Below are 21,491 nucleotides of genomic sequence, written 5' to 3' on the forward strand. Positions count from 1 at the left end.
ACACAGGGGGGCCTCACGCTAAATGTCCCCCCCCGGGGGGGGGGCCCCGCGCCCCCCCCCCCCCCCGGGGGGGGGGGGGGGGCCGCCCCGCCCCCACCGCCCCATCCCCCGAATGACTGGAGAAGTCCTCGTGACCCAGCTGAACGCCACCTCCGACCCGGCAGCGCCCTTCACCGGCGGCCGGGTGGAGGCCGCCCCCGTGGACCCGGAGCCCTTCCTGCTGCGCATCGAGGCCACCGAGCCCGGGGTGCGCCTGGACCGGTGGATCACCGCCAACCGCCCCCGCCTCATCGACGAACTCCGGCGCCACGGCGCCCTGTTGTTCCGTGGCTTCACGGTCGACAGCCCCGAGGAGTTCGGCAGCGCCGCCCGCGCGTACTCGCCCGACCTGCTCGACTACCTGGAGCGGGCGGCGCCGCGCACCGAGATCTCCGACAAGGTCTTCACGTCCACCGAGCTGGCCGCCGACCGGTGGATCGACTTCCACCACGAGATGTCCTACTCCCACAACTGGCCGAGCACGCTGTACTTCTACGGCGACCGGCCGTCCGCCGAGGGCGGCGCCACCCCGGTGGCCAGCGAGCGCGCGGTGTTCCCGAAGATCCCGGAGGAGATCCGCGAGCGCTTCCGGCGCCACGGCGTCGCCTACGTGCGCAACTACAGCCCGGGGCTGGACATCCCGTGGCAGGACGTCTTCCAGACCACCGACCGGGCGGAGGTGGAGGCGTACTGCCGCGCTTCGGACACCGAGTTCACCTGGGTCGGCGAGGACGGCCTGCGCACCCGCTCGGTCCGCCAGGCCGTGGCCCGGCACCCGCACACCGGCGAGACGGTGTGGTTCAACCACGCCCACATGTGGCACGTCTCCACCCTCCCCGAGGAGGTGGCGGAGTACCTCCTGGACGAGTACGGCCCCGAGGGCATGCCCCGCAACGCGTTCTACGGGGACGGCACCCCCATCGAGGACGAGGCGGTGGCACTGATCGGCAAGCTCTACCAGGAGGCCGCGGTGTCGCTGCCCTGGCAGCGCGGGGACGTCCTGGTGGTCGACAACTTCCTGGCCACCCACGCCCGGGAGCCGTTCAGCGGCGACCGCCGGATCCTGGTGGCCATGTCCGACCTCCACGTCAGCCAGGGGATCTGAGGAGCAGCCGGCGGGTGCCCGGCAGGTGCAGCGAACTGCACTCATTTCTGGGCACCCGCACCCATGCGCGGCAGGGCCTCCGCGGGGGACGATGAAGTCCGTCCGAAGAAGCACGGTGGAAGCCGGTAGGGCCGGCTCCACCGGAAGACGAGCTGCCGGTAGAGGAGCCTGTGGTGGATAAGCTGGCAGCACGACGGAGCACGGCCCGAACGCTTCGACGTCCGGGCCGACGGATGGCGCTCAGCCTGGTCGCAGTCTGCTCGCTCGCCCTCGGGTCGACCGCGTGCAAGGCCGTCTCCGACACCAAGGCGACGGCGGACCGGGTCGAGGTGTGCTCCCGCGTGCTGGGTCTGACACTCTTCAACCCCTTCCCCGACGACACCGACAAGGCCCGCAAGGACGTGCGGGAACGTGCGGACAAGCTCGACGAGCTGGTCAAGAAGGCGCCGGACGACGACCTGCGCAAGGCCATCGAGTCCACGGCGAAGTCGCTGCGCGAAGCCGAGCCGAAGGACCACGACGTCCGTACCGTGATCGGCTACCTGGCCGAACAGAACGACCGGCTCAAGGAGTTGCAGAAGACCTGCACGGACTCGAAGAAGTACTGAGGTCCGTGAGCGGGTCGACCGCGAGCAGGTCGACCATGAACTCGGGTCGCGGATCGAGCGGAAACGCTCACCGCGCGCCCGTCGAACCGCCGGGGCCGGTGTCACCCCCGTACACCGGTCCCGGCACCCGGCTGGGCCGGGCGCCCCAGGACGAACCCCCGGGTCCTGGGGCGCCCTGCCCGCGGTCGACGACCGTCACAGCCGGAAGAACGAACGGTAGAGGGCCAGTTGGTGGTCCAGGGTGTGGTGGCCGTGGTGGACGCGGTGGCCGAGTGCGGCGGCCGCGGCCAGCAGCGGGGTCTCCGCCGGCTTCATGATGATCTCGGCCACCACCGAGCCGGGCCGCAGGGCCGCGGGGTCGAAGGGCAGCGGATCGCCCGGGGCCATGCCGAGGGGGGTCGCGTTGACCGCGATCTCCGCCGTCGCCAGGTCGGCGACGGGGGAGCCGCTGATCCGGCCGGGCCAGTGGGCGGAGAGCCGCCCGCACAGCCCGTCGAGCCGCCGCTCGTCGAGGTCGTGGACGGACAGGTGGGAGACCCCGGCGTCCAGCAGGGCGACGGCGAGGGCGCTGCCCGCGCCGCCCGCCCCCACCAGGGCCACCCGCCGGCCGACGGGTGAGTGGCCCGCCGCGGTGAGGCCGGCGACGAAGCCGGCGCCGTCGAAGTTGTCGGCCAGCCAGCGGCCGTCCGGCTCGCGCCGGAGCGCGTTGGTGCTGCCGCTGAGCCGGGCGGCCGGGGTGGCCGATCCGGCGAACCCGAGGGCGGCGAACTTGTGCGGGACGGTGACGAGCAGGCCGTCGAGGTTCCGGATGCCGTCGAGCCCGCTGAGCACCCGGGGCAGGTCGGCCGGGGCGGCGTGCACGGGCACCAGGACGGCGTCGACGCCGAGCCGGACGAAGAGCGGGTTGAGCAGCGCCGGCGCCCGCACCTGCTCGACCGGGTCGCCCAGGACGGCGAACAGCCGGGTGGTGCCGCGCACCTCGGGCGTGCCGGGGGGAGCGGTGGTCATGGTGGCCCCTTTCGTGGGCGCGATCGGATCAGGCGGCCCTGGAGGCGGTGCGGGCGAGCCCCGGCTCACCGGCCTTCAGGTCGGCGGGCAGGTCCCGGCGGCCCTTGACCCCGAGCTTCCGGTAGACCCGGGTGAGGTGCTGTTCCACGGTGCTGGCGGTGACGTACAGCTTGTTCGCGATCTCCCGGTTGGTGTACCCGCGGATGGCCAGCGAGGCGACCCGGAGCTCGGAGTCGGTCAGGCGCCGGCCGTCGTCGGTCGGCTCGTCGGCCGCCCCGCCCGGCTCGCCGGGGACGGTGAGCAGGTGCCGGCAGAGCGGCAGGGCCTCGCACATCGTCGCCAGGTGCCGGGCCCGGCGGTGGAGCGTGCGCGCCCGCTGGCGGTCGTGCGACGCGTAGTGGGCGTGGCCGAGGTCGGTGAGGGTCCGCGCCTGCTCGTAGATGTCGCCGCTGTCCTCGAACAGCTCCAGCGCCTCGGAGAGCAGCTGGACCTTGCGTCCGGCCGGCCCCGCGGTCGCGAGCAGGTGCAGGGCCAGGGCCCTGGTGCGGGGGGTGCCGGGGCGGGCGAGCTGCTCGTACAGCAGGTTCTTGGCCCGGTCCGGGTTGCCCAGCCGCAGCCAGGCCTCGGCGGCGCTGGTGCGCCACGGCACCAGACCGGGGACGTCCACGCCCCACTCGCGCATCAGTTCGCCGCAGGCCAGGAAGTCGGCCACGGCCGCGTGGTGGTGGTTGGTCGCCAGGTAGTAGTGGCCGCGGGCGTGCAGGTAGTGCAGGCCCCAGCGGGTCCTGAGCATGGCTTCCGGCACGAACTGGGTCAGGCACTCGGCGGCCTCGTCGAAGCGCCCCATCCGGGTGGTGGCGAGGAGCAGGCTGCCCAGCGGGTGACCGACGGCCACGCCCCAGGACTTGGGCGGCATCGCGCGCAGCGCCGCCCGCGCCTGGGCCGCCGCCGCCATCAGGTCGCCGAGCTGGAGGGAGGCCTCGGCCTTGCGCGCGACCAGGACGGCGCGCCAGCGGGGCGAGTCCCCGAAGACCGGGTCGGCCAGCAGCCGGTCGCACCAGTCCCGGGCGTCGCCCGCGCGGTTCGCGGAGATCAGCACCGTGATGGCGAGCGCGGCCGCCTCCTCCGCCCACGGGGTGGGGTGGCCCAGGGTCAGGTCGCCGAGCGCCTCCTCGGCGGCGGCGGCCGCCTCCGCGCCGCGTGCCCTGGTCAGCGCCTGGGCGAGCGAGGCGGCGGGCGCGAGCCACGGATCGACCTCGGAGAGTCCGCCCGCGCCGTGCGGTCGCCCGGTGCCGGACCTCCGCGGCCTGGCGAGGTGGGGGTGGGACCAGGCCAGCCACTGGTCGAGCTCCCAGGCGCCCGGCGCGGCGGCGCCCGGCCCCTCCGCCGGTCCGGTCAGCCGCTCCAGTGCCTGCGTGGCCGCGGCGGCCTGCCCGTGCCACAGCAGCTGCCGGACCAGCGCGACGTGGTCCCGGTGGCTCAGCTGTTCGGCCTGCGCCGCCCCGGCCAGCGGGGTGAGGTGGCGGACGGCGGACGGCGGGTTGGCGCGCCATTCCACCTGGAGCAGCCGGGCGCGGACGGTCGCCCGCGTCCGCTCGTCGGCGCAGGCGCGCAGGGCCAGTTCCAGGAAGTCGGCGGCGGCCCGGTCGTCCCCGTCGGCGATCGCGTGGTCGGCCGCCTCCTGGAGCGCGTCCAGGGCCCACGGCTCCCGGTGGTGGTCGGCCTCGACCAGGTGGCGGGCCACCGAGGCGGCCGGGGCGTCCCGGTGGTGCAGCAGGCGCGAGGCGCCGCGGTGCAGTTCGCAGCGGCGCCGGGGGGAGAGGTCCTGGAGTACGGCGGCCCGGGCCAGCGGGTGCCGGAAGCCGCCGTCGGCCAGGAGCCCGGTGGTGGTCATCGCCTCCAGGGCCGAGGCCACGCTGCCGGCCGGCAGGTCGGCCAGGGCGGCCACCGTCTCGGGCGTGGCGTCGGATCCCAGGACCGCGAGGGCCGCGGCGGTCTCCCCGACGACGCCGGGGCCCCGGCGCAGTTGGCCGACCAGGGCCTGGCCGTACCCGTGGAGCCGGACCCGCCCGGCCGCCAGGTGGTCCTCGACGAGTGCCTGGAGCAGGGCCAGGTTGCCGCCGCTGGCCACCGCGAACTCCTCCGCCAGGTGGAGGCCGGACGGTCCGAGCCGGGCGGCGAGCAGTTCGGCGACGCCGTGGCGGGAGAGCGGGCTGAGCCCGATCCGGTGCAGGTGCGGCAGCCGCAGCAGCTCGGAGCGCAGCGGTGCCACGCCGTCGACGGTTTCCTCGATGGTGAGCAGGACGAGTGCCCGAGCGGTGGAGATCCGGCGCGCGAAGTAGAGGAGGAAGCGGATGGAGGCCTGGTCGGCGTGGTGGACGTCGTCCACGGTGATCACCAGGGGCTGACCGGCCGCCAGTTCGAGCAGGGCCCGGCCGAGCGCCTCGAAGGCCCGGGCGGTGGCGGCGTCGACCGCGCCCGCCCCGGCGCCACCGGGGCGGGGGTCGCGGCCGGCCGCCGTCAGCAGCTCCGTCTGCCGGGCGACCTCGGCCGGCAGCGGCACGCCGTGCAGGAGCTGGTCGAAGACGCCGTACGGCAGCGCGGATTCCGCGGGGGAACCGGCCGCGCGGAGGGCGAGGGCGCCGCCGGCGGTGGCGCGGTGGGTCGTCACGGAAAGCAATCGGCTCTTGCCGCTCGCGGCCGGCCCGTCGATCAGGGCGACACTCCCGCTGCCCTGTGCGCCGTCGCCGATCAGTCGTTCCAGTCGGCTCAGTTGAGCCTCTCGTTCCACCAGTTCCATCGGAGCCCCCTGCGGTGACGACTGGTTTTCTGGTCGCCCGACAGTGGGGCGATTCCTGCCGGTCGGGACGCTATCAAAGCTCCTGATTGGGGGGTCCGGACGGCTTCCATCGGCCGGTAATGGGTTATCCATTCGAGGGGTGGCATTCCCGGTGGATGGTGCGGGCCCTCGCCCGCGGGCCCAAAACCGGGCGGCGGGTAAAATTCTTGCAAAGGTCCCTTTTGCCCCGCTTGTCAGTGACACCGGTCACACCGGTTTGACGGGGTGTTGTGTTGCTTTGTTTACTCAGGGTGCACCCGGGGCCTTGTGTGGCGGGAGTGGTTGGTGGGGACGGCGACCGCCGGGGTGAATGGGCGGGCGGTGGCCCGATTTGCTGTGCACGCGGATGGGGGAGCTGTGCGGTTCAATGTGCTGGGGCCACTCGAAATCATTCACGAGGGTAGCGCCGTATCGCTCGGGGGATTCAACAGGAGAGCGATCCTCGGATATCTCCTGCTCAATTCCGGGCGAATAGTCTCCGTTCGGCAGGTGGTGGCCGCGGTCTGGGGCGACGGTGTGCCGCCCACCGCCCGCAAAATGACCCAGAATGCCATTTCCGACCTGCGCAGGATACTTCAGGCGGATACCGGACGGACCGCGGCGCTGTCCACCCGCACCCCCGGCTACCTGCTGGAGGTGGGCCCGGAGAACCTGGACCTGTCCAGGTTCGAGGCGCTCGCCAGGCACGGCCGGGCCGAACTGGCCGCGGGCGCGCCCGAGAAGGCCTCCGGCATCCTGCGGGAGGCGCTGGCGCTGTGGCGCGGACCGGCGCTCGCCGACCTCGCCGAGGCGGGAGTCCGCTGGTCGGAACTGGCCGCCGTGGAGGCCACCCGCCTCGCGGTCTTCGAGGACCGGGTCCAGGCCGAACTCTCCCTCGGCCGGCACCACGACCTGGTCGCCGAACTGGAGGCGGCGGCCGCCGCCGAACCCACCCGCGAACGGCTCTGCGGCCAGCTCATGCTCGCGCTCTACCGCTGCGGCCGGCAGCCGGACGCGGTGCTCGCCTACCAGCGCACCCGGACCGCCCTGGTCGCCGAGTTCGGACTCGACCCGGGCCGGGAACTGCAGGAACTGGAACGGCGGATCCTCCAGCAGGACGACGCCCTCAACGCGCCCGGCAGCGTCGCCGGGGCCAGGCCGGTCGCCGCCGTGCGGCCGCCGCGCCCGGCGGACCCGGACCGGGACCGGGTGGACCAGGGCCGCCCGGACCAGGGCCGGACGGACCGGGCCCCGGCCGACGGCACCGACCGCGACCCACTGGCGCCCGCGCTCCGCAGGACCGTCGCCGGGCCGGCCGCCACCGAGGCGAGGACGTACGTCGAACGCCGGACGGTGAGCGCCGTCCTGATCTCCCTGGCCCTGCCCCACCACCTCGGGGCCGACCCGGACGACGTCGACCCCGAACGGCTCGACGACCTGATCAAGGAGGTCACCCAGGTCGTCAGGGAACAGGCCGAGCGGTTCGGCGGCGTCCTCTGGCAGGCGGTGAACACCACCTGGACCGTGCTCTTCGGCGTACCGCGCGCCCGGGAGGACGACCCGGAACGGGCGGTGCACGCGGCCTGGGCGATCCAGGCCGGGATCGCGACGGCGGCGTCGGAGCGGGGCCGCAGGGCGGTGCTCGCCGAGGAGGCGCCGCGGGTCCTCGTGGTGACCGACGACGTGGTGGTGACCTACCGGAACTGCGTGGACGAGCGGCCGAGCGAGGTGACCGGTCGGGCCCTGCTGGCCGCCGAGCACCGGTCCGCCCACTGCCGCCCCGGCGCGGTGCAGGTCTGCGACAACACCCGGCTGGAGACGGCCAGGGCGTTCCACTACGTACCGGCGTCCACCGGCGGCCCCGGCTGGGAGGTGTCCGGGGTGCGGGCGCGGTTCCCGGCGTCGCGGCCGCTCTTCCCCTTCGGCAGCCGGGAGCGGGAACTGCGGATCCTGCGGATCGTCCTGGACGGCGTCCTGCGGCTGCAACGCCCGCACCTGCTCACGCTGGTGGGGGATCCGGGGATCGGCAAGACCCGGCTGATCGACGAGTTCCTGAGCGGCCTCGACGACGCCGGTGCGCCGGTGCGCCGGCTGGTGGGAGTCGTCCCCTCCTACGGGGAGAGCACCCTCGCGACCCTGGCCCAGATCGTGCGGCAGTACACCGGGATCACCGAGCTGGACGGCCCCGCCGCCGCGGACCTGAAGCTCACCGAGGCCGTGCACCGCCTGGCCGGCCGCAACGACCAGAGCGACTGGATGCTGCGCTGGCTGCGGCTGTGCCTCACCCCGGGAAGCCGGGTGGACGCGCACGGCAGCCGCGAGATGGGCCTGGCCTGGCGGCACTTCCTGGAGGAGATCGCGACGACCGGGCCGGTGGTCCTGGTGCTGAGCGGCCTCCACCGGGCCGACGACGAACTGCTCGACCTCATCGGCGAACTGGCCGAACACGCCGGGCGGGTACCGCTGTTCGTCATCGCCAGCTCCCGCCCGGAGATCCTGCACAAGCGCACGGGCTGGCGCGGCGGCAAGCACGACACCGGCACGATCACCCTGGAACGGCTGCCCGACGACGCCGTCCAGCAGCTGATCGCCACCGTGCCCGAGGGGGCCGCCGCCCCGGCGTCGGCCCCGCCGCCCGGCGGCTTCGACTCCGGGCTGATCGCGCGGATCGGCGGCAACCCGCTCTTCGCCGAGGAGTTCCTGCGGGCCGGTCCGGCGGAGGGCGGCCGCCCGCAGCTGCCCCGCCGGCTGCGCGCCCTGGTCACCGCCCGGCTGGACATGCTCACCCCGCTGGAGAAGGCCGTGCTGCGGGACGCCGCGGTGATCGGCGACCACGTGTGGGTCGGGGCGGTGGCCTCGGGCGGCGGACTGGACCGCGTCGACGTCGCGAACTGCCTGAAGCGGCTGGCCTCGCGGGGGTACCTGCGGCCGGTCCGGCCGAGCAGTGTCGAGGGCGACGAGGAGTACGCCTTCGAGCAGCCGGTGTTCCGGGAGGTCGCCTACGGGCAGTTGACCCGGCGGGCCCGGATGGAGAAGCACTGGCGCGCCTCCGACTGGCTCGCCGCCCTCCCGGCCGACCGGCTGGAGCTGCTGCCGTACCAGCTGGAGCAGGCCGTCGAGCTCGGCCGCGAGGGCGAGTTGGACGCCCACACCGCGCACTGCCTCAGCCAGCGGGCGCGGCAGACCCTCGCCGAGTCCGCCCGCCGCGCGGTCGCGCAGGGCGCGCACGGGGCGGCGGCCGCCTGCTTCCGGGCCGCGATCGAGCTCTGCCCGCCGCAGCACCCCGAGCGGCAGCGGCTGCTCGCCTCGTACCGGGAGTGCCTGGGCCTGGTGCGCGCGAACGACCGCGACGCCACCCGGGAGCGCCGGATGTCGGCGTAGCCGGGCCCGGCGCCGCGGTGATGCGGTGATGCGGTGGTGCGGTGGTGCGGTGGTGCCGTGGCGCGTTCAGGCGCCCCGGGCCAGCAGCACCGCACCGTGCAGCGAGGAGAGGCCGTCGAGTGCGGCGGCGCGCACCGTGACGGCCGGACCGCCGGGGCGGCCGATCCGCCGGACCCGCTCGGCCACCAGGTCGGTGAACCCGGGCAGGCCGTGGGCGAACCCGCCCCCGACGAGCACCAGCTCGGGCGAGGTCAGCTCGCTCACGCCGACCGCGGCCGCCGCCAGGGCGTCGCAGGACTCCTCGACCGCGGCCGTCGCCCAGCCGTCCCCGGCGGCGAAGGCGGTCGCCAACTCCGCGAACTCCACCGGGGCGCCGCGCAGTTCGGCGGCGCGCCGGAGCGTCGCCGGGCCGGAGGCGACCGCCTGGACGCAGCCCCGGCGCCCGCAGGCGCACACGGCCCCGGAGCGGTCGACGACCAGGTGGCCGATCTCGCAGGAGCCGCGGCCGATCCCGGGCAGGAGCCGGCCGTCGAGCACGACGCCCCCGCCGATGCCGGTGCCGACCCCGAGGTAGACCACGTCACGGCAGCCGGCGAGCCGGGCCTCGGCGAGCGCGGCGAGGTCGCCGTCGTCGGCCCAGCGGGCCTCGGCGCCCGGGAAGAGCTCCCGCAGGGCGGCCCCCAGGTCGAGCCCGGTCCAGTACGGGCGGTTCGGCCAGGTGGTGACCCGGCCGGACCTGTCGACGGTGGCCGGCATGGCCACGCCCACCGCCTCGATCGGCCCGTGGCCGTGGTCGTGCCCGCCCAGTGCTCCGACCTCCCGGGCCAGTGCCGCCAGGTCCGCGGAAAGGCTCGCCGCGGCGGGCCAGGGGAACGCGGCCTGATAAGGGGGAAGGCCCTCGGTTTCCAGCCGGAAGGCGACCTTCGTGCCTCCCACGTCGATTCCCAGAAAACTCACAAAGACTCCCGTGCGATTCGCCGGAGAACACCGGCCGATGGTTCTGGGGGTTATTAGGGGGTGACGGCCGAACGGGCCGGCCTTAGGTTTCTCGGGAAATCTTGCGGGACGTGGCAGTCGAGGTGAGGAGCACATCATGGCCGGGCACCGCAGAGACGGTAATCCCACCCAGAGGACCCGGGGCGCCGAGAGCGGTGCGGTGGCGCCCGGGGGCATCGAGTGCCCCCAGCAGCTGGTCATCATGATCTTCACGCGCACCGAGCGCCCGCGGCCCCCTCGGGCTCCCCGGTCCCCGCGGTCGGCCCGGCCGGCCGGCTGAGCCGCCGGGGCCCGGCCGGGCCGCTCGCGCCCTGACCGAGCGCGTCCCGCACCGGCCGGGCCGCTCGCGCCCTAGCCGAGCGCGTCCCGGACCAGCCGGGCCACCGCCTCGGTGTGCTCGTCCAGGTAGAAGTGCCCGCCGGGGAAGACCCGGAAGTCGAAGCCGGCCGTGGTGTGCTGCTGCCAGGCCCGGGCGACCTCGACCGGCACCCGGGGGTCGGCGTCCCCGACCAGGGCCGTGATCGGGCAGCCGACCACGGCACCCTCGGGGCACCGGTAGGTCTCGATGGCCCGGTAGTCGGCCCGGACGACCGGCAGGTAGAGCCGGAGCAGCTCGGGCTCGGCCAGGACACGCTCGTCCGTGCCGCCCAGCGCCGACATCTCGGCCAGCAGGCCGGCGTCGTCCCGCTGGTGCACCCGCTCCGGCAGGGGCCGGCCCGGCGCGCGCCGGGCGGAGGCGAACAGCGCCACCGGCGGGACGCCGTCCCGCTCCAGCAGGCGCGCGACCTCGAAGCCGAGCGTCGCCCCCATGCTGTGCCCGAACAGCGCCAGCGGCCGGTCGTCCTCGTGCCGCAGCACGGCGGCGACCTGCGAGGCGAGCTCCCGCAGGTCGCTCACCGGCTGCTCCCGGTAGCGGTCCTGACGGCCCGGGTACTGGACGCAGACCACCTCGAAGTCGACGGACAGCGCCGCCGAGAGCGCGCGGTAGCCGCTGGCCGAGCCGCCGGCGTGCGGCAGGACGGCCACCCGGACGCCCCCGTCGCGGGTGCCGTCGAAGCGGCGCAGCCAGGTGCCGCGGTCGGCGGCGGGCGCGTCGGCGCCCGCTCCGCTCCTCGCCGCGGTCACCGCCGCGCACCGCCATTGACGACGGAGGTCAGGGCGCGGGCGCCCAGCCGGTAGCCCAGGGCGCCGAGGCCCACGATCACGCCGCTGGCGAGCGGGGCGATGACCGAGTCGTGGCGGAAGCTCTCCCGGGCCCAGACGTTGGACAGGTGCACCTCGATCCACGGATTGGGGTAGTTGGCGAGCGCGTCCCGCAGACTCCAGCCGGCGATCATCAGCGCACCGGGATTGACCAGGGCGCCGACGGTGTCGTCGTAGCCGTCCTGGATCGCGCGGATCAGCTCGCCCTCGCAGTCGCTCTGCACGGCGCGGACCTTCCAGCCCTGGTCCGCGACCTCCTCGGCGACCCACTCCTCGATCTCCGCCAGCGTGGTGGTCCCGTACACCTCGGGTTCGCGCCGGCCGAGGATGCCCAGATTGGGACCGTTCAGAAGCAGCACCGTGCTCATGTTTCACCTCGCGTCAGCTGGCGGATTTATGGAGGCCGGGACACCGCACGGCCATTGCTGTTATAGCAAGACGGGACTCCGGCCGAGGAAATCGGGAGCCGATCGGAAACGACTGAGGGGGCGTATAGGGGGAGTGCCAGGGGGTGGGATCGGCGGCGTCGAGTGGGTAGCGTTTCGGCGGAACGGCGGGCGTATTCGTGACCACCTCGAATGCCTGTGGCCCGCGTTCATTCTCGGCGCAAACAGGGAGACCCCATGAATGAGAGTGCGGCGCTGTCGGATTTCCCGAAGTGGCCCCAGTTCGACGACCGGGAGCGGGAGGGGCTGATCCGGGCGCTGGAGCAGGGCCAGTGGTGGCGGATGGGCGGTAACGAGGTCAACTCGTTCGAGCGCGAGTTCGCCGAGTACCACGGCGCCCCGCACGCGCTGGCCGTCACCAACGGCACCCACGCGCTGGAGCTCGCGCTCCAGATCGTCGGCGTCGGCCCCGGCACCGAGGTCATCGTGCCGGCCTTCACCTTCATCTCCTCCTCGCAGGCCGCCCAGCGGCTCGGTGCCGTCGCCGTGCCCGTCGACGTCGACCCGGTGACGTACTGCATCGACCCGCAGGCCGTCGAGGCGGCCATCACCCCGCGCACCAAGGCGATCATGCCGGTGCACATGGCCGGCCACCTGGCCGACATGGACGCCCTGGAGAAGATCTCCCAGGCCACCGGGGTCCCGCTGGTCCACGACGCCGCCCACGCCCACGGTGCCCAGTGGCGCGGCAGGAAGGTCGGCGAGCTCGGCTCGATCGCGGCCTTCAGCTTCCAGAACGGCAAGCTGATGACCGCCGGCGAGGGCGGCGCGGTGACCTTCCCCGACCAGGAGTCGTACGAGCTCGGGTTCCTGCGGCACAGCTGCGGCCGGCCGGCCACCGACCGCCGGTACTTCCACCAGACCTCCGGCTCCAACTTCCGGCTCAACGAGTTCTCGGCGAGCGTCCTGCGCGCCCAGCTGTCGCGCCTCGACGAGCAGATCGCCGTCCGCGAGCAGCGCGCTCCGCTGCTCGCCTCGCTGCTCGCCGAGATCCCGGGGGTCGTGCCGCAGGGCCGCGACGAGCGCTGCGACCGCAACCCGCACTACATGGCGATGTTCCGGATCCCCGGGATCACCGAGGAGAAGCGCAACGCCCTCGTCGACGACCTGATCGCGCGCGGCCTGCCGGCCTTCATCGCCTTCCGCGCCATCTACCGCTCGGAGGGCTTCTGGGAGACCGGCGCCCCGCAGGAGACGGTCGAGTCCCTCGCGCAGCGCTGCCCCAACACCGAGGCGATCAACAACGACTGCATCTGGCTGCACCACCGCACGCTGCTCGGCACCGAGGAGCAGATGCACTTCATCGCCCGCACCGTCGCCGACGCGCTGGCCGCCGCGTGAGCAGCGGCACCACGACGCCCGGGCACCGCGCGGCGGGCCCGGTACGGACCGCCGTGGTGGGGCTCGGCTGGGCGGCCACCTCGATCTGGCTGCCCCGGCTCCGCCGCCACCCCGGCTACCGGGTGGTCGCCGCCGTCGACCCGTCGCCCGATGCCCGGGCCGCGCTGGCGGAGCAGTGGGAGCAGGAGCGGGAGCCGGGCCACGGACCGGGCGGCGAACCGCCCGGGCTGCTGGCCGACATCGACGGGCTCGGCCCGCAGGACGTCGACCTCGCCGTCGTCGCGGTCCCCAACCACCTGCACAGCGCCATCGCCTGCCGGCTGCTGCGCAACGGCGTCCCGGTCTTCGTGGAGAAGCCGGTCTGCCTCGACTCCGCCCAGGCCGAGGAGCTGGCCGAGGCCGAACTCGCCGGCGGGGCCGTGCTGCTGGCCGGGAGCGCGTCCCGCTACCGGGCCGACGTCCGAGCGCTGGGCGCGCTGGCCGCCGACCTCGGCCGGCTGCGGCACGTCGAGGTCTCCTGGGTCCGGGCCCGCGGTGTCCCCAAGGCGGGCGGCTGGTTCACCCAGCGCCGGTTCGCCGGGGGAGGCGCCATGGTCGACCTCGGCTGGCACCTGATCGACGCCGTCACCCCGATGCTCGGGTCGACCGCGTTCCGCCAGGTCGTCGGCACGGTGTCGGACGACTTCGTCAACGACGGAGCCGCCCGGGCCGCCTGGCGCGAGGACGAGCAGTCCGGCGGCGCCGCCGGGAACGTGGAGGACACCGCCCGGGGCTTCCTCGTCACGGAGGACGGAGTCTCGGTGGCGATCCGCGCCAGCTGGGCCTCGCACGAGGCGCTCGACACCACCACGATCCGGCTGGAGGGCAGCGCCGGCACCGCGCAGCTGCGCTGCACCTTCGGGTTCAGCCCCAACCGCGCCGGCGGTTCGGTGCTGACCCTCACCCGGGACGGCGTCACCACGGAGGTCCCGGTGGCCGACGAGCCGATCGGGGCCGAGTACCTGCGGCAGATCGACGAGCTGCCCGGGCTGCTCGCCGACCCGGGCGCGAGGGGCCGGACGGTGGCCGAGGTGCGCGACACCATCGGGGTCATCGAGCGGCTCTACGCGTCGGCCCGGCCCGTCCCTTCCCTTGCGACCACGCGGAGTTCCCAGTGAAACAGGCAGTGATCTTCGACCTCGACGGCGTGCTGGTCGACAGCTTCGAGGTGATGCGGCGGGCGTTCACGGTCGCCTACGCCGAGGTGGTCGGTGAGGGCCGGGCGCCCTTCGAGGAGTACAACAAGCACCAGGGCCGATATTTCCCCGACATCATGCGGATCATGGGGCTGCCCCTGGAGATGGAGGAGCCCTTCGTCCGGGAGAGTTACCGGCTCGCCCACGAGGTGCCGGTCTTCGACGGGATCCCCGAGCTCCTGCGCTCCCTGCGCGAGCAGGGGTTCGTGCTGGCCGTCGCCACCGGCAAGGCCGGCCGGCGGGCCCGCTCGCTCCTCGACCAGCTGGGGCTGCTGCCCTTCTTCGACCACGTCATCGGCTCGGACGAGGTGGCCCGGGCCAAGCCGGCGCCCGACATCGTGCTGCGCGCGCTGGAGCTGCTGGACGTGGAGCCCCGCTCCGCGATGATGATCGGCGACGCGGTGACCGACCTGGCCAGCGCGCGCGGCGCGGGCGTGGGCGCGGTGGCCGCCGTGTGGGCCGGGGTGGACGAGGCCGAGCTGGTCGCGGCCGGCCCGGACGCCGTGCTGCGCGAGCCGGCCGACCTGCTCGACCTGCTCGCCCTGGCGCCGACCGCCTGACGCGGTGCGGCCGTACGACGGACGGTCACGGCGGTGGCCCGGGAGCCGGTTTCGGCTCCCGGGCCACCGCCGTGTGCGGAGGTCAGCCGCGCGGCATCCCGGCGAGGCAGTCAGCGACCACGGACTCCGGCACGTCGGCCACCAGCTCGGCGCCCCGCGGGCCGTCCAGCACGAAGGAGAGCCCGGTGGTCGCCTTCTTGTCCAGCCGCATCAGGGCGATCAGCCGGGCGGTGTCCACGCCCTCCGGCAGCGCGGTCGGCAGCCCGTAGCCGGACACCACGGAGAGGTGCTCGGCCGCCCGGGCCCCGTCGATCCGGCCCAGCGCGCCGGCCAGCCGCCCGGCGAAGACCGTGCCGACGGCGACGGCCTCGCCGTGCCGCAGCGTGAAGTCGGTGGCCAGCTCCAGGGCGTGGCCCAGGGTGTGGCCGTAGTTCAGCAGGTGGCGCAGGCCGGAGTCGCGCTCGTCGGCCATGACGATCTCGGCCTTGCGCGCCACGCTCGCGGTGATCTGCTCCGGCAGCGGCAGGCGGTGGATGCCGTCGACCCCGATGAAGTGGCAGCGGGCCAGCTCCCCGTACCCGTTGGTCCACTCCCTGGTCGGCAGGGTGTCCAGGTAGTCGGTGTCGCAGAGCACGGCCCGGGGCTGCCAGTACGCGCCGACCAGGTTCTTGCCCTCCGGCAGGTTCACGGCGGTCTTCCCGCCGATGCTCGCGTCGACCTGGGCCAGCAGTGAGGTCGGCAGGTGGACGACCGGCACCCCGCGGTGGAACAGCGCGGCCGCCAGCCCGACGGTGTCGGTGGTGGTGCCGCCGCCGCAGGAGACCACCACGTCGTTCCTGGTGAGCCCGAACTCGGCGAAGGCGCGGCAGAGTTCGCCGACCGTGGCCAGCGTCTTGTCCACCTCGCCGTCCCTGGCCGGCAGCCTCAGCGCGGGGACGCCGGGGTCGGGCGTCCACTCCCGCGGCCGGGCCGAGACCACGACCGCCTTGCGCGCTCCGATCTCGGCGACGACCTCCGGCAGCAGGTGACGTACCCCGGCGCCGACCCGTACCGCGTACGAGCGGTCCCCGAGGTCGACGTCGATCCGCCGGTGCGGTGCGGTGGTTTCCGGCATGGCTTCCAGGCCCCCTCAAGTGTGGTCAACCTTCCTCCGCGAGGCTAGGCGGGCCCGGCCGCCCGGGGCCCGCGCGGCCGGAAAACCGAGGGGTGGGCGGCGGCGGGATAGGGAGCACATAGGGGGGCGGTCAGGGGATCGTCCGGGGCCGTGCGCCCGGAGACTTCCTGGGGACGTATGGACTCCGTCGAGAAGCGAGGAAGTGCCCCCATGTACGACATCGACGCCTACCTGGCGCACCTGGGCCACACCGGCCCGGTCGAGCCCACCGTCGAGACGCTGCGCAGCCTGCACAAGAAGCACCTGATGACGGTGCCGTTCGACAACTCGGTCAACGCCGAGCGCGGCGACTACATCTGGGACTACGTCGAGGTCGACATCGACGAGGCCTTCGACGGTCTGATCCTGGGCGGGGGCGGCGGCACCTGCTTCGAGCTCAGCGGCCTGTTCCGCCGGCTGCTGATCGACCTGGGCTACGAGGTGGACATCCTGGCGGCCGGCGTGCGCGGCCCGGACGGCGGCTTCGGCCCCGACCTGGAGCACCTCTTCACCGGGGTGCGGATCGACGGCGAGGTCTGGCTGGCCGACGTCGGCTTCGCCGGCCCCTCGTTCATCGAGCCGGTGCGGGTCGCCGACGAGCCGCAGGAGCAGTACGGCTGCGTCTACCGGGTGGTGGCGCACGAGGAGGAGCCGGAGTACCACGTGCTCCGGCGTCAGGCCGCGGACTCCGAGGCGCAGGCCGTGTACCGCTTCAAGCTGCAGCCGCGCAGCCTGGCGGACTGGAAGCGCGACCCCGCGCAGCCCGAGGCGGTCAACCCCGAGTGGAACTGGGCGGGGGAGCTGGTCTCCAACACCACCGTGATCCGCTCCCGCGCCACCGAGACCGGGCAGATCATGCTGGTCGGCCGGCGCTGCCTGACCGTGGACGGCGGCCGGGAGCAGTTCCGCGTCCTGGTGAAGGCCGAGGACTACGACGCCGTCGTCGCCGACGTGCTGCGCCGCCGGAGCTGACCCGACGTGCCGCGCCGCCGGGCCCGACCGGGCGGCGACGCCGCGGCCAGGCCCCGGGGCGGGTGCGTCAGGCGGCCGCCACGGCCCGGGTGTCGGCCTCCTGGCCGGCCCCGTGCGCGGCGTCGTACTCGCTGTGCGCCCGGGCGATGTCCGGGCCGTGCCGCTTGGCCCAGCTGACCAGGGCGGTGAGGCTCTCGTGGAGCTCCAGGGCCATCTCGGTGCAGGTGTACTCGACGCGCGGCGGAACGGTCGGGTAGACGGTGCGGACCAGCAGGCCCTCCCGTTCCAGCTTGCGCAGGTTCAGGGTCAGCATGCGGCGGCTGATGCCGGTGATCCGGCGCTCCAACTCGCTGAACCTGACCGGGCCTTCGGCCGCGGCGACCAGGATGCCGATGCTCCACTTGCCGGCCACGCGGTCGATGACCTCGCTGACCGTGCAGGCGACGCTGCCCTGCTCGGCCGTCACACCGGTGTGACTACGGGACATTAATGTGCCTCCTTCCGCCCACGGCCATGGTCACACATCATGGGAACTGTTACAAGAAGTGCACTAAAGAGAGGTGAGCAGGCATGTCGCCTGAGGTTGTGTCACCGGGCCGGCCGACGTCACGGTGGTTGGCGATGGCCATCCTGTGTGCGGGTCAGCTGATGGTGATCCTTGACGGCACGATCGTGAACGTGGCGCTGCCGTCCATCCAGTCGGATCTCGGCTTCAGCCAGTCGAGCCTGGCCTGGGTGGTGAACGCGTACCTGATCCCCTTCGGCGGTCTGCTGCTCCTCTCCGGCCGCTTCGGCGACCTCATCGGCCGCAAGCGGGTCTTCACCACCGGCCTGACCGTCTTCACCGCGGCCTCGCTGCTGTGCGGCCTGGCGCAGAGCCCCGGCATGCTGCTGGTCTCGCGGTTCGTCCAGGGCGTGGGCGGCGCGGTGACCTCCTCGGTCACCCTCGCCATGATCGTGACGATGTTCACCGAGCCCAAGGAGCGGGCCAAGGCGATCGGCGTCTACAGCTTCGTCCAGTCCGCCGGCGGCACCATCGGCCTGCTCGCGGGCGGTGTGCTGACCCAGGCCATCAGCTGGCACTGGATCTTCTTCGTGAACGTGCCGATCGGCGTGGTGGCCGTCCTCATGGCCGCCCGCAAGCTCAGCGCGGAGCGCGGCACCGGCCTCGGCAAGAGCACCGATGTGGTCGGCGCGGTGCTGATCACCGCCGCCCTGATGGGCGCCGTCTACACGATCGTCGAGACGGCGGACTACGGCTGGGGCTCCAGCCACACCCTCGGCTTCGGCCTCGGCTCGATCGCACTGATCATCGCCTTCGTCGTCCGCCAGCTGAAGGCCGAGGCCCCGCTGCTGCCGCCGCGGATGTTCCGGCTGCGCAACGTCTCGGGCGCGCTGGGCACCCACACCCTGATGATCTCCGGCATGTTCAGCTTCCAGTTCCTCGCCGTGCTCTACATGCAGAACGTGCTCGGCTTCGACCAGGTGCAGACCGGCTTCGGCGTGGTGCCGGTGTCGATCCTGATCGGCCTGATGTCGCTGTTCCTCTCGCCCCGCCTGATCGCGCGGTTCGGCGCCAAGACCGTCCTGCTGGCCGCGCTGGTGCTGATCGTGATCGGCCTCGGCGCCATGGGCCAGGTCTCGGCAAACGGCGCCTACTTCACCGACGTCTTCCCCGCCACCCTGCCGCTCGGCATCGGGTTCGGCATGGCGATGCCGTCGCTGGCCGGCCTGGCCATGTCGGGGGCGACCCCGAAGGACTCCGGCCTCGCCTCGGGCATGTTCAACACCATGCAGCAGGTCGGCGCCGCCCTCGGCCTGGCGATCCTCAGCACGCTGGCCGCCTCGCACGCCAAGAACCTGATCGCCGACGGCACCGCCTCCGGGACCGCCTACACCAGCGGCTACCAGCTGGCCTTCCGGGTCGCCGCGTGCTTCGTGCTCGGCGCCGCGGTGGTCGCGGTGACGGTGCTGCGCACGCCGCCGAAGCCGCAGGCCGCGCCGGCCGTCTCGGCCCAGCCGGCGAAGGACACCGCCTCGGCCTGAGGCGCGCACGACCGGACCGCCGTCCGGTCGGCCCCCGATCCCGCCCCTGCCCGCCGCACCCCCGTCGGCGTGGCAGGGGCGTCGCGCTGTCCCGACCCGGGCCCGACCCGGGCCCGGGCCGGTGCGGCGACCAGGGCGAACGGGCCGCACTGAGGGGGGAGTTAGGGGTGTGTCGGGTGTTCCCCGGCTGCCTAGGCTCACCGTGTCCCACCAGGAACAACTGACGAGTCGAGGATGGTTGATGACCAGCGGGCAGTCCGGGCTCCGGGCGAACGACGCCTCCACGCCGAACACAGCGGCGGCCGAAGCCGATTGGTCGGCGCTGCGCCCACTTCTCCGGGGTGACGTCGTCCTGCCGTCCGACCCCGAGTACGACCTGGCCAAGCAGCTGCACGTGGCCGAGTTCGATTCCGCGCGGCCGCGGGCCGTCGCCTACTGCGAGACCCCCGAGGACGTCAGCGCCTGCGTCCGCTTCGCGGCGGAGCACGGGGTGCCGGTGCACCCCCGCAGCGGCGGGCACAGCCTGGCCGGCTGGTCCACCGGTGCCGGGCTGGTCGTCGACCTCTCCCGGATCGCCCACGCCGAGCCGCTGGGCGGAACCGTCCGGTTCGGCCCCGGGCTGCTGTCGGTGGACGCGCTCGCCGCCCTCAAGGGGTCGGGCGAGCAGATCGTGACCGGCACCTTCCCGACGGTGGCCGCCGCCGGCTACCTCCTGGGCGGCGGGATCGGCCACCAGACGCGGAAGTTCGGCCTCGCGAGCGACCGCCTGGTGGCGGCCACCGTGGTGCTCGCCGACGGCCGGATCGTCCGGGCCTCCGAGACCGAGGAGCCGGAGCTCTTCTGGGCGCTGCGGGGCGGTGGCGGCGGCAACTTCGGCATCGTGGTCGACTTCGAGGTCCGGTCGATCCCGGTCTCCTCCGCGGTCCACTTCACCACGATCTGGTCCTGGGACGACACCCACCGGGTGCTCGCCGCCTGGCAGGAGTGGATCGCCGGCGCCGCGCGGGAGATCGGCTCCTCGGTGCTGGTCGTGATGCCGGACGCCGGCCCCGACGCGGTGCCGATCGTGCAGGTCTCCGGCGTCTGCTGGGGCTCGCTCGACCAGCTGGAGGCCGCGCTGGACGAGTTCGTCGCCGCCACCGGCGCCGTGCCCGAGGTGCGGGACGCGGCGGAACTCCCGTACGACGAGGTGATGTTCCGGGTGTACGGCCTCGGCGAGCTGACGGTCGAGGAGCTCCACCGGGTCGGCGGAAGCGAGGCGGCCAAGGTCGAGCGGATCGGCTTCCAGCGGGAGCGGCACCAGTACCTGGCCCGGCCGCTCGACGGCCCGGCGCTCGACCGCGTGCTCGCCGACTTCTCCGCGGACCGGCACGCCGAGCACACCCGCTACCTGTGGATCATCGCGCTCGGCGGCGCCGCCGACGACCTCGGCCCGGCCGAGACCGCCTACCCGCACCGCGGCGCGCCGTTCATCGCCGGCTACTGCACCCTCGTCCCCGACGCGGTCCCGCAGCCGGAGGCCGAGCGGGCCATGACGGCCTGGGTCGACCGGGGCTTCGAGGCCCTCGCCCCGCAGGCCACCGGCGGCGCCTACGTCAACTTCCCCGACCCGGCGCTGCGCGACTGGCAGCGGGCGTACTACGGCGACAACTACCCGCGACTGCTCGACGCCAAGGCCAAGTACGACCCCGAGGACGTGTTCCACCACGGGCGGAGCGTCGGCGGCTGAGCCGTCCGACCCGCGAACGCGACCGGGCGCCGGACACCGAGGGTGTCCGGCGCCCGGACCGTCATGCGGCCGTCACGCCGGCGTCACGCCGAGGGCGTGCTGACCGGCGGGGTCGGCCCGGCCGAGAATCCGCCGTCGATCGCTATCTCCGCGCCGGTGAGGTAGACCGAGGCGTCCGAGGCCAGGAAGGCCACCAGCCCCACCACGTCCTGCGGCAGCCCGACCCGGCGCAGCGCCACCCCCGGGTGGTTGCCGGCACCCACCGGCGGGGCCATCCCCTCGTTCATCGGAGTGGCGATGATGCCCGGGTGGATGGAGTTGACCCGGATGCCGAACTCACCGAGCTCCAGCGCGGCCGTCTTGCTCAGACCCCGCAGGCCCCACTTGGAAGACCCGTAACTGGCGGACCCGCCGACGCCCTTCAGCCCGGAGACCGACGAGACGTTGACGATCGATCCGCCGCCGGCCCGGCGCATCGGCCCGGTGACGGCCTGGATGCCGAGGAACGGGCCGACCAGGTTGACCTGGAGGGTCCGGACGAACGCGTCCTTGCTCTCGTCCTCGATCCGCTGGGAACGGAACACCCCGGCGTTGTTCACGAGGACGTCGAGACCGCCGAACGCGGAGACGGCCGTCTCCGCGGCGGCGGCCCACTGCTCCTCGTCGGTCACGTCGAGGTGGACGTAGCGGGCGTTCTCGCCGAGCTCGGCCGCCACCTTCTCGCCGGCCTCGTCGAGGACGTCGGCGAGGACGACCCGGGCGCCCAGCCGGACGAAGAGCCGCGCGGCGGCCTCGCCCTGGCCGCGCGCGGCACCGGTCACCAGAGCCGTCTTGCCTTCAAGTGTGATCAC

At 73.9% G+C, this 21,491-nt stretch carries 17 protein-coding genes; 9 read left to right on the forward strand and 8 right to left on the reverse strand.

Annotated features, from left to right (window positions below; translation table 11 throughout):
- Window positions 1-130: 130 nt before the first annotated feature.
- Window positions 131-1,144: a TauD/TfdA family dioxygenase gene (locus AB0E96_RS15315; RefSeq protein WP_359823246.1), complete on the forward strand. Its 1,014-nt coding sequence runs from the start codon at window positions 131-133 to the stop codon at window positions 1,142-1,144.
- Window positions 1,145-1,377: 233 nt separating this feature from the next.
- Window positions 1,378-1,752: a hypothetical protein gene (locus AB0E96_RS15320; protein WP_359823248.1), complete on the forward strand. Its 375-nt coding sequence runs from the start codon at window positions 1,378-1,380 to the stop codon at window positions 1,750-1,752.
- 195 nt (window positions 1,753-1,947) lie between these two features.
- Here the strand turns inward: AB0E96_RS15320 and AB0E96_RS15325 are convergent, their stop codons facing one another.
- Together AB0E96_RS15325 and AB0E96_RS15330 are read right to left on the reverse strand one after the other, a co-directional pair.
- Window positions 1,948-2,760: a shikimate dehydrogenase gene (locus AB0E96_RS15325; protein WP_359823251.1), complete on the reverse strand. Its 813-nt coding sequence runs from the start codon at window positions 2,758-2,760 to the stop codon at window positions 1,948-1,950.
- Window positions 2,761-2,788: 28 nt separating this feature from the next.
- Window positions 2,789-5,551, reverse strand: coding sequence for an AAA family ATPase (locus tag AB0E96_RS15330; RefSeq protein ID WP_359823254.1), 2,763 nt, complete (start codon window positions 5,549-5,551; stop codon window positions 2,789-2,791).
- Window positions 5,552-5,968: 417 nt separating this feature from the next.
- On the opposite strand from AB0E96_RS15330, the gene AB0E96_RS15335 reads away from it, so the two are divergent.
- A complete protein-coding gene (locus AB0E96_RS15335) occupies window positions 5,969-8,959 on the forward strand; it encodes a BTAD domain-containing putative transcriptional regulator (RefSeq protein ID WP_359823288.1) in 2,991 nt (996 codons plus the stop codon).
- Between the two features lie 66 nt (window positions 8,960-9,025).
- On the opposite strand, the gene AB0E96_RS15340 is transcribed toward AB0E96_RS15335, so the two are convergent.
- The 3 genes from AB0E96_RS15340 to AB0E96_RS15350 all read right to left on the reverse strand — a co-directional run bounded on the left by AB0E96_RS15340 (window position 9,026) and on the right by AB0E96_RS15350 (window position 11,526).
- Window positions 9,026-9,895 carry an ROK family protein gene (locus AB0E96_RS15340; protein WP_359823256.1) on the reverse strand — a complete coding sequence of 290 codons (870 nt, stop codon included), beginning with the start codon at window positions 9,893-9,895 and terminating at the stop codon, window positions 9,026-9,028.
- A 411-nt stretch (window positions 9,896-10,306) separates the two neighbouring features.
- Complete coding sequence (locus tag AB0E96_RS15345) at window positions 10,307-11,080, reverse strand: alpha/beta fold hydrolase (RefSeq protein WP_359823258.1); 774 nt, start codon at window positions 11,078-11,080, stop codon at window positions 10,307-10,309.
- On the reverse strand, window positions 11,077-11,526 hold the full coding sequence (locus AB0E96_RS15350) for a type II 3-dehydroquinate dehydratase (RefSeq protein ID WP_359823261.1): 450 nt from the start codon (window positions 11,524-11,526) through the stop codon (window positions 11,077-11,079). The genes AB0E96_RS15345 and AB0E96_RS15350 overlap by 4 nt, the downstream gene beginning before the upstream one ends.
- Before the next feature lie 255 nt (window positions 11,527-11,781).
- On the opposite strand from AB0E96_RS15350, the gene AB0E96_RS15355 reads away from it, so the two are divergent.
- The 3 genes from AB0E96_RS15355 to AB0E96_RS15365 are packed head-to-tail and all read left to right on the forward strand — an operon-like array spanning window position 11,782 to window position 14,740.
- Complete coding sequence (locus tag AB0E96_RS15355) at window positions 11,782-12,945, forward strand: DegT/DnrJ/EryC1/StrS family aminotransferase (protein ID WP_359823263.1); 1,164 nt, start codon at window positions 11,782-11,784, stop codon at window positions 12,943-12,945.
- Entirely contained in the window at window positions 12,942-14,102 is a 1,161-nt protein-coding gene (locus AB0E96_RS15360; protein WP_359823266.1) for a Gfo/Idh/MocA family oxidoreductase, read from the forward strand. The genes AB0E96_RS15355 and AB0E96_RS15360 overlap by 4 nt, the downstream gene beginning before the upstream one ends.
- The gene (locus AB0E96_RS15365; protein WP_359823268.1) at window positions 14,099-14,740 is read left to right on the forward strand and encodes an HAD-IA family hydrolase; all 642 of its coding nucleotides are present in this window, start codon (window positions 14,099-14,101) and stop codon (window positions 14,738-14,740) included. Before AB0E96_RS15360 ends, AB0E96_RS15365 begins: the two co-directional genes overlap by 4 nt.
- A gap of 82 nt (window positions 14,741-14,822) precedes the next feature.
- Here AB0E96_RS15365 and AB0E96_RS15370 read toward each other — a convergent pair whose 3' ends face one another.
- On the reverse strand, window positions 14,823-15,854 hold the full coding sequence (locus AB0E96_RS15370; RefSeq protein WP_359823270.1) for a 3-dehydroquinate synthase family protein: 1,032 nt from the start codon (window positions 15,852-15,854) through the stop codon (window positions 14,823-14,825).
- Window positions 15,855-16,064: 210 nt separating this feature from the next.
- Between AB0E96_RS15370 and AB0E96_RS15375 the strand changes: the two genes are divergently transcribed.
- Entirely contained in the window at window positions 16,065-16,865 is an 801-nt protein-coding gene (locus AB0E96_RS15375; protein WP_359823272.1) for an arylamine N-acetyltransferase, read from the forward strand.
- Window positions 16,866-16,932: 67 nt separating this feature from the next.
- Here the strand turns inward: AB0E96_RS15375 and AB0E96_RS15380 are convergent, their stop codons facing one another.
- Window positions 16,933-17,352, reverse strand: a complete 420-nt coding sequence (locus tag AB0E96_RS15380; protein WP_359823274.1) for a helix-turn-helix domain-containing protein — start codon at window positions 17,350-17,352, stop codon at window positions 16,933-16,935.
- Between the two features lie 134 nt (window positions 17,353-17,486).
- Between AB0E96_RS15380 and AB0E96_RS15385 the strand changes: the two genes are divergently transcribed.
- A complete protein-coding gene (locus tag AB0E96_RS15385) occupies window positions 17,487-18,911 on the forward strand; it encodes an MFS transporter (RefSeq protein WP_359823277.1) in 1,425 nt (474 codons plus the stop codon).
- A gap of 241 nt (window positions 18,912-19,152) precedes the next feature.
- Window positions 19,153-20,640 carry an FAD-binding oxidoreductase gene (locus tag AB0E96_RS15390; RefSeq protein ID WP_359823279.1) on the forward strand — a complete coding sequence of 496 codons (1,488 nt, stop codon included), beginning with the start codon at window positions 19,153-19,155 and terminating at the stop codon, window positions 20,638-20,640.
- An 83-nt stretch (window positions 20,641-20,723) separates the two neighbouring features.
- Here AB0E96_RS15390 and AB0E96_RS15395 read toward each other — a convergent pair whose 3' ends face one another.
- Window positions 20,724-21,491 (reverse strand): glucose 1-dehydrogenase, encoded by a 768-nt coding sequence (locus AB0E96_RS15395; protein WP_359823281.1) that lies wholly within the window; start codon window positions 21,489-21,491, stop codon window positions 20,724-20,726.

The organism is Kitasatospora sp. NPDC036755 (genome assembly GCF_040636595.1).
Lineage (GTDB): Bacteria > Actinomycetota > Actinomycetes > Streptomycetales > Streptomycetaceae > Kitasatospora.